This window comes from Achromobacter sp. 1011791174 (assembly GCF_059760925.1).
Map to the genome: position 1 here is coordinate 1 of NZ_JCBANH010000164.1, position 6,730 is coordinate 6,730.

5 protein-coding genes are annotated in these 6,730 nt (G+C 68.9%); all 5 read left to right on the plus strand.

Annotated features, from left to right (window positions below; translation table 11 throughout):
- The first annotated feature begins 52 nt into the window (after positions 1-52).
- The 5 genes from gcvH (at position 53) to AC6LJ5_RS29630 (ending at position 6,573) form a co-directional block, all read left to right on the plus strand.
- Positions 53-430 carry a glycine cleavage system protein GcvH gene (gcvH, locus tag AC6LJ5_RS29610; RefSeq protein ID WP_498142375.1) on the plus strand — a complete coding sequence of 126 codons (378 nt, stop codon included), beginning with the start codon at positions 53-55 and terminating at the stop codon, positions 428-430.
- Between the two features lie 91 nt (positions 431-521).
- Entirely contained in the window at positions 522-3,395 is a 2,874-nt protein-coding gene (gene gcvP, locus AC6LJ5_RS29615) for an aminomethyl-transferring glycine dehydrogenase (RefSeq protein WP_103271119.1), read from the plus strand.
- 149 nt (positions 3,396-3,544) lie between these two features.
- Entirely contained in the window at positions 3,545-4,183 is a 639-nt protein-coding gene (locus AC6LJ5_RS29620) for a LysE family translocator (protein ID WP_498142376.1), read from the plus strand.
- Positions 4,184-4,198: 15 nt separating this feature from the next.
- Positions 4,199-5,596, plus strand: coding sequence for an HdeD family acid-resistance protein (locus tag AC6LJ5_RS29625; protein ID WP_103271117.1), 1,398 nt, complete (start codon positions 4,199-4,201; stop codon positions 5,594-5,596).
- On the plus strand, positions 5,593-6,573 hold the full coding sequence (locus AC6LJ5_RS29630) for an Lnb N-terminal periplasmic domain-containing protein (protein ID WP_498142377.1): 981 nt from the start codon (positions 5,593-5,595) through the stop codon (positions 6,571-6,573). Before AC6LJ5_RS29625 ends, AC6LJ5_RS29630 begins: the two co-directional genes overlap by 4 nt.
- Positions 6,574-6,730: the final 157 nt, after the last annotated feature.

A 6,730-nucleotide genomic window follows, 5' to 3' on the forward strand; every position in this document is an offset into this window, starting at 1 on the left:
CGCGCGAGGCGCGCAATCCCTTTCCCCCATCCGAATAGCCCCAGGAGTTCCCATGAGCCTGCCCACCGATCGCAAGTACACCGAGTCCCATGAATGGGTCAAAGCCGAAGGCGACGTGTTCGTCGTCGGCATCACCGACACCGCCCAGGACCAGCTGGGCGACCTGGTCTTCGTCGGCGACGTCAAGGTCGGCGCCAAGCTGGCCGCCGGCGAAACCGCCGGCGTGGTCGAGTCGGTCAAGGCCGCCTCCGACATCTACGCGCCCGTGGCCGGCGAGATCGTCGCCTTCAACGAAGCGCTGGAAAGCAATCCCAACCTGATCAACGAGTCGGCCTTCACCGCCTGGATCTTCAAGATCAAGCCGGACAACGCCGCCGACGCGGACAAGCTGCTGGACGCCGCCGGCTACGAAGCCGTCGCCAACGGCTAAGCCCGTCCCGCGCGGGCCGGCCGCTGCCGCCGCCCGCCCGCGCGTTGCCATACCGATCGTCCCCGACGCTCACGCACCCGAGATCCTCCCCATGTCGCGCGCCCTAGACACCCACACCGACTTCATCCCCCGCCATATCGGCCCCTCCGACGCCGACCAGGCCGCCATGCTCGCCGTGATCGGCAGCCCCAGCCTGGACGCGCTGATCGAAGAAGTCGTGCCGCCCAAGATCCGCAGCCAGGCCCCGCTGGCGCTGCCGCCCTCGCGCAGCGAAACCGACGTGCTGGCCGAGCTCAAGCAGGTCGCCGGGCGCAACAAGGTCTACCGCAGCTACATCGGCCAGGGTTACTACGGCACGCAGACGCCCAACGTGGTGCTGCGCAACATTCTTGAGAATCCCGCCTGGTACACGGCCTACACGCCTTACCAGCCCGAGATCTCGCAGGGCCGTCTGGAGGCCCTGCTGAACTACCAGACCATGGTCGCCGACCTGACCGGGCTGGACATCTCCAACGCCTCGCTGCTGGACGAGAGCACGGCCGCCGCCGAAGCCATGACGCTGGCCCGCCGCAGCGCCAAGTCCAAGAGCCCGGTGTTCTTCATCTCGCGCCACGTGCACCCGCAGACCATCGAGGTCGTGCGCACCCGCGCCGAGGGCCTGGACATCGAAATCGCCGTGGGCGACGAGGCCGAAGGCCTGCCGGAATGCTTCGGCGTGCTGCTGCAATACCCGCACAGCACCGGCTCGGTGGCCGACTACCGCAAGCTGGCCGACGCCGCGCACGCGCAGGGTGCGGTGGTGGCCGTGGCCACGGACCTGCTGGCGCTGGCCGTGCTGGCCGCGCCGGGCGAGTGGGGCGCCGACATCGCCGTGGGCTCGGCCCAGCGTTTCGGCGTGCCGTTCGGTTTCGGCGGCCCGCATGCCGGCTTCATGGCCTGCAAGGACGCCTACAAGCGCAACATGGCCGGCCGCCTGGTCGGCGTGTCCAAGGACGCGCAGGGCAACCCGGCCATGCGCCTGGCGCTGCAAACGCGCGAGCAGCACATCCGCCGCGAAAAGGCCACCTCCAACATCTGCACCGCGCAGGTGCTGCTGGCGGTGATGGCCGGCATGTACGCCGTCTGGCACGGCCCGGCCGGCATCCGCCGCATCGCCAACCGCGTCAACCGCTACACCGCGATCCTGCGCGCCGAGCTGGTCAAGCTGGGCGTGAAGGTCGCCAACGACAGCTTCTTCGACACGCTGCTGCTGGAAACCGGCGCGGCCACGCCCGCCATCCTGACCGCGGCCGACTGCGCCCACGTCAACCTGCGCCGCGTCGACGGCGCGCGCCTGGCCGTCTCGCTGGACGAGACCGTCACCGCCGCCGACCTGCAGGCCCTGGTCAACGTGTTCGCCTCCGGCCTGGAACGCGATGATGTCGAGCTGGACATCGACGCGCTCGACGCCGCGGCCGCCAGCGGCATTCCCGCCGCCGTGGCCCGCGAAAGCGCCATCCTGAAGCATCCGGTGTTCTCCAGCGTGCAGTCGGAAACCGACATGCTGCGCTACCTGCGCAAGCTGGCCGACAAGGACCTGGCGCTGGACCGCACCATGATCCCGCTGGGCTCGTGCACCATGAAGCTGAACGCCACGGCCGAGATGATCCCCATCACCTGGCCCGAGTTCGCGCTGATCCACCCCTTCGCGCCCGCCTCGCAGAGCCAGGGCTACAAGGAATTGATCGACCGCCTGTCGGCCGCGCTGTGCGAAATCACCGGCTATGACAACATCAGCCTGCAGCCGAACTCCGGCGCGCAGGGCGAGTACGCCGGCCTGCTGGCGATTCGCGGCTACCACCAGGCCAACGGCCAGCATCAGCGCAACGTCTGCCTGATCCCCTCGTCGGCGCACGGCACCAACCCCGCCTCGGCCCAGCTGGCCGGCATGGATGTGGTGGTGGTGGCCTCCGACGCCAACGGCAACGTCGACCTGCCCGACCTGCGCGCCAAGATCGAACAGGTCGGCGACAAGCTGGCCGCGCTGATGATCACCTACCCGTCCACGCATGGCGTGTTCGAGGAAGCCGTGACCGAGATCTGCGAACTGGTGCACCAGGCCGGCGGCCAGGTCTACCTGGACGGCGCCAACATGAACGCCATGGTGGGCGTGGCCCAGCCCGGCAAGTTCGGTTCCGACGTCTCGCACCTGAACCTGCACAAGACCTTCTGCATCCCGCACGGCGGCGGCGGCCCGGGCGTGGGTCCGGTGGCGGTGCGCGCGCACCTGGCTCCGTACCTGCCGGGCGTGGTCAATGAACAAGGCAAGCTGCCCGGCGAAGCCAAGGTCGGCCCGGTCTCGGCTGCGCCTTTCGGTTCGGCCGGCATCCTGCCGATCCCGTTCGTGTACATCTCGCTGATGGGCGCCGACGGTCTGCGCCGCGCCACCGAAGTCGCGATCCTGAATGCGAACTACGTCGCCACCCGCCTGCGCGACCACTATCCGGTGCTGTACGCGGGCCGCAACGGCCGCGTGGCGCACGAGTGCATCCTGGATGTGCGTCCGCTCAAGGAAACCAGCGGCATCAGCGCCGAGGACATCGCCAAGCGCCTGATGGACTACGGCTTCCACGCGCCCACCATGAGCTTCCCGGTGGCCGGCACGCTGATGGTCGAGCCGACCGAATCGGAAAGCCAGGCCGAGCTGGACCGCTTCGTCGACGCCATGATCTCGATCCGCGAGGAAATCGCCCAGGTCGAGCGCGGCGAGCGCGACCGCGAGGACAACGTCCTGAAGAACGCGCCGCACACCGCGCAGATGCTGCTGGCCGAAGAGTGGCTGCACGACTACCCGCGCCAGCAGGCCGCCTACCCGGTGGCCTCGCTGCGCGACGGCAAGTACTGGCCGCCCGTGGCTCGCGTCGACAACGCCTATGGCGACCGCAATCTGGTCTGCGCCTGCCTGCCGGTCGAAGCCTACGCCTGAGGCGCATGACGGCCGCGCCGCGAGGCGGGGCCGTTGTGCCGGCGGGAGGAAAACCCTGGTTCCTGGAACCAGGGTTTTTTTTATCGCGCCCGCGGGGATGTGCAAGAATCAGGCGTGCGCGCGGCGCGGCCGCGCGGGGGGAGATCCTGATGAATACGCCTGCTTTCATTCTGGCCATCCTGGGGGCGCTGTGGCTGGGCGCGATGCTGCCGGGCCCGAGCTTCGTCATCGTCGCGCGCAGCGCCATCGGCCAGTCGCGCCTGGACGGCCTGGCCTCGGCGCTGGGCATGGGCATCGGCGGCATCCTGTTCGCCAGCCTGGCACTCGCCGGACTTTATTCCGTGCTGCAAACCGTCGGGTGGCTGTACCTGGGCCTGAAGCTCGCCGGCGGCGCGTACCTGCTCTACATGTCGTACAAGATCTGGCGCGGCGCGAGCCAACCTTTCGCGCTGCCTGGCGCCGTGGCCGCGCGTTCAGGCAGCGCGCGCAAGTCGTTCTGGACGGGCCTTGCCACCCAGATGAGCAATCCCAAGACCGCCATCTGGTACGGCAGCATTTTCGCGGCCCTGTTGCCGCAGCAGCCGCCGACCTGGGTGTATTTCGCCTTGCCGCCGCTGGTGTTCCTGGTCGAGTTCGGCTGGTATGCCATCGTCGCGCTGTGCTTCTCGGCCCAGGGGCCGAGGGCCATCTACCTGCGCGCGAAGAAATGGGTGGACCGGCTCGCCGCCTGCGCCATGGCCGCGCTGGGCCTGCGCCTGATCCTGACCGCGCGCAAGAGCGGCCTTTGACGCGGCGTCACGGGCATGGGAAATCTGGTTCTATTGCTGCTGGGCGTCGATTACCTGCGCAAGCGCGCGCTCGGGCTGGCTGTCGCCGGCTGGTTGCTCCTGGTTGCCGGCGCGGTGGTGTTCATCGACGCGCTGGACGGGGTGCTGTATTTCCCCCTGGACGGCTTTGCCGCGCTGATCGTGATCGAAGGGCTGGCGACGCTGGCCATCGCCAAGTCCGGCGTCGGCGGCCAGCGCGTGCTGCGCTATGTGAAGGGCCTGTTTGTGCTGACGGCCGGCGTGCTGGTCCTGGCGGGCGACCAACACGGGCATTTCGTGTTGTCTATGATCTTCGGCCTGCTGTTCCTGGTCGATGGGCTGATGCAGTGCATCGCCGCCTACGTGGTGCGCTACGCGCGCTGGCGCTATGTCTTCGCCTCGGGCGTGGCCGAGATCCTGCTGGCCATCTTCTTCTTTCAGCCCTATCCCACGCACTACGTGGGCACCGTGCCGTATTGCGTGGGCCTGTTCCTGGCCTTCTCCGGCTTCAAGCTGCTGGTGCTTGCACGCCGCGTCCGCACGCTGGGGGCCAATCCCGGGCTGGTCGTCAACGCACGGCCGGACTTCATGCCGACCGCGTCCGCTGGCCCGGCGCAGACCGTGTTCGACGGCCCGCCGCTGGAATCGGAGCGTGCCCTGACCGTGCACGTCTGGACCCCGTCCGGCTCGGCCAAGGCGCAGACGCGCAACTACCTGATGCTGAACCGCTACATCGCCGCCGTTGACGTCAACGGCGTCATCTCCACGGGGCACGCGGCGCTGGAATCGCCTGAAGGCGTGTATGTGAGCCTATACCCGGCGCAGGAGATCGACCGGTCTCCCGAACAGTTCGGCGCGCTGCTGCGCGCCACGGCCGAGAACGACGTGCCGGGCGTGTTCCAGCCCGACTACGCCACGGAAGCGCAGGCCTGGTGTCCGTCCACCACGCAGGTGCGCATCCGCAACTACGACGCGGCAAAGTTGCAGGCGTTCTGGGACGTCTACCGGCAGGATGCCACCTACAACCTGACGCATCGCAACTGTTCCAGCTCGGTATCGCGCGCGCTGGAGGCGGCGCTGGACGGCGTGGTCGGCCGGCTGCATGGTCCGCAGGCCGGCTGGCGCGTGCTGCTGCGGTTGCTGCTGACGCCGGAATTGTGGGTGGCCTCGCAGATCCGCAAGCGCGCGCTGACCATGGCCTGGACGCCGGGCCTGACGCTGGACTACGCGCGCGCGCTCAGCATGCTGGCCGACCCCCGGCCGTTCGGCTGGTGGCAGATGTCGCAGGCCGCGCTGCGCTTGATCAGGCAGCGGCGCGCGGCCTGGCGCAGCCAGGACCGGGAAGCCCAGGCGCGCAACGCGCAAGAGGCGCCCTCGTCGCAAGGCGCGCAATGATCCTCGCCATCCTGGCCGGTGTGACGATCGTAGCGGCGGCGGGGTGGGGCGCGGGCGCGCTGTGGTTCCAGTCGCCCCATGGCGGTGCGTGGCGCGCGCTGTCCGTGGCGTGCTGGCTGGCGCTGGCCGGCGCGGCGTTGCTGGGCCTGGCGCTGGAACATGCCGCGCCGCTCTGGCTGTTCGGCGCCGCGCTGCTCGGCCTGCTGGCCTGGTGGCGGCTGGGGGTGCGGCCGTCCAATGCGCGCAGCTGGATGCCCGAAGTGGCGCGGACGACGTGCGGCGACATCGACGGCGACCGGGTCACGCTGCACGACGTGCGCGATTTCGACTGGCGCACGCGCAGCGACTACGACGTGCGCTGGCGCACCGAGACCTACGATCTGTCGCGTCTGGAATCGGTGGATGTCGCGCTGTCGTACTGGGGGCGCCCCGCGATCGCCCATGCGCTGGTGTCCTTTGGCTTCGGCGACGGCCGGCACGTGGTGTTCTCGGTCGAGGTACGCCGCAAGCTGGGCGATGCGTTCTCCGAGATCGGGGGCTTCTTCCGCCAGTACGAGCTGTCGGTGCTGGCGTCCACCGAAGAGGACAGCCTGCGGGTACGCACCAATGTGCGCGGCGAGGACGGTTACCTGTATCGCGTGCACATGCCCGAGGGCGGGGCGCGCGCGTTGTTCCTGGCCTATGTCGAGACGGCCAACGGGCTGGCGCGTCAACCGCGCTTCTACAACACGCTGACCGCCAATTGCATCACCATCGTGTACCAGCTGGCCCGGCGCATCGTGCCAGGGCTGCCGATGGACTACCGGCTGCTGCTGTCCGGCTATCTGCCCGAATACCTGTACCGCATCGGCGCGCTGCGCGGAGCGGACAGCGCGCGGGCCTATCGCGACGCCGGCCGCTATACCGACCGCGCGCGCGCCACGGCCGACGCGGCGCAGTTCTCGCGCAATATCCGCCAGGGCGTGCCCGGCGAATGAGGAGGGCCTTCTTGCCGCGTGCGCCGACTGCCCCCGATGGGGGCAGTTTTCATCTTGGGACGGCCCGGCTATGAAAATCTATGGTCAGCCCGATTTTTGCAAGCGAGGCGGTGTAGGCGTAAATTGGGCTTGCTCAAATCTATTCGGAGTCAGTTGG

Bases quoted from the DNA above. Each gene is read 5' to 3' on its own strand.
- AC6LJ5_RS29620 (WP_498142376.1), top strand. From the start codon at position 3,545: ATGAATACGCCTGCTTTCATTCTGGCCATCCTGGGGGCGCTGTGGCTG.
- gcvP (WP_103271119.1), top strand. From the start codon at position 522: ATGTCGCGCGCCCTAGACACCCACACCGACTTCATCCCCCGCCATATC.
- gcvH (WP_498142375.1), top strand. From the start codon at position 53: ATGAGCCTGCCCACCGATCGCAAGTACACCGAGTCCCATGAATGGGTC.
- AC6LJ5_RS29630 (WP_498142377.1), top strand. From the start codon at position 5,593: ATGATCCTCGCCATCCTGGCCGGTGTGACGATCGTAGCGGCGGCGGGG.
- AC6LJ5_RS29625 (WP_103271117.1), top strand. From the start codon at position 4,199: ATGGGAAATCTGGTTCTATTGCTGCTGGGCGTCGATTACCTGCGCAAG.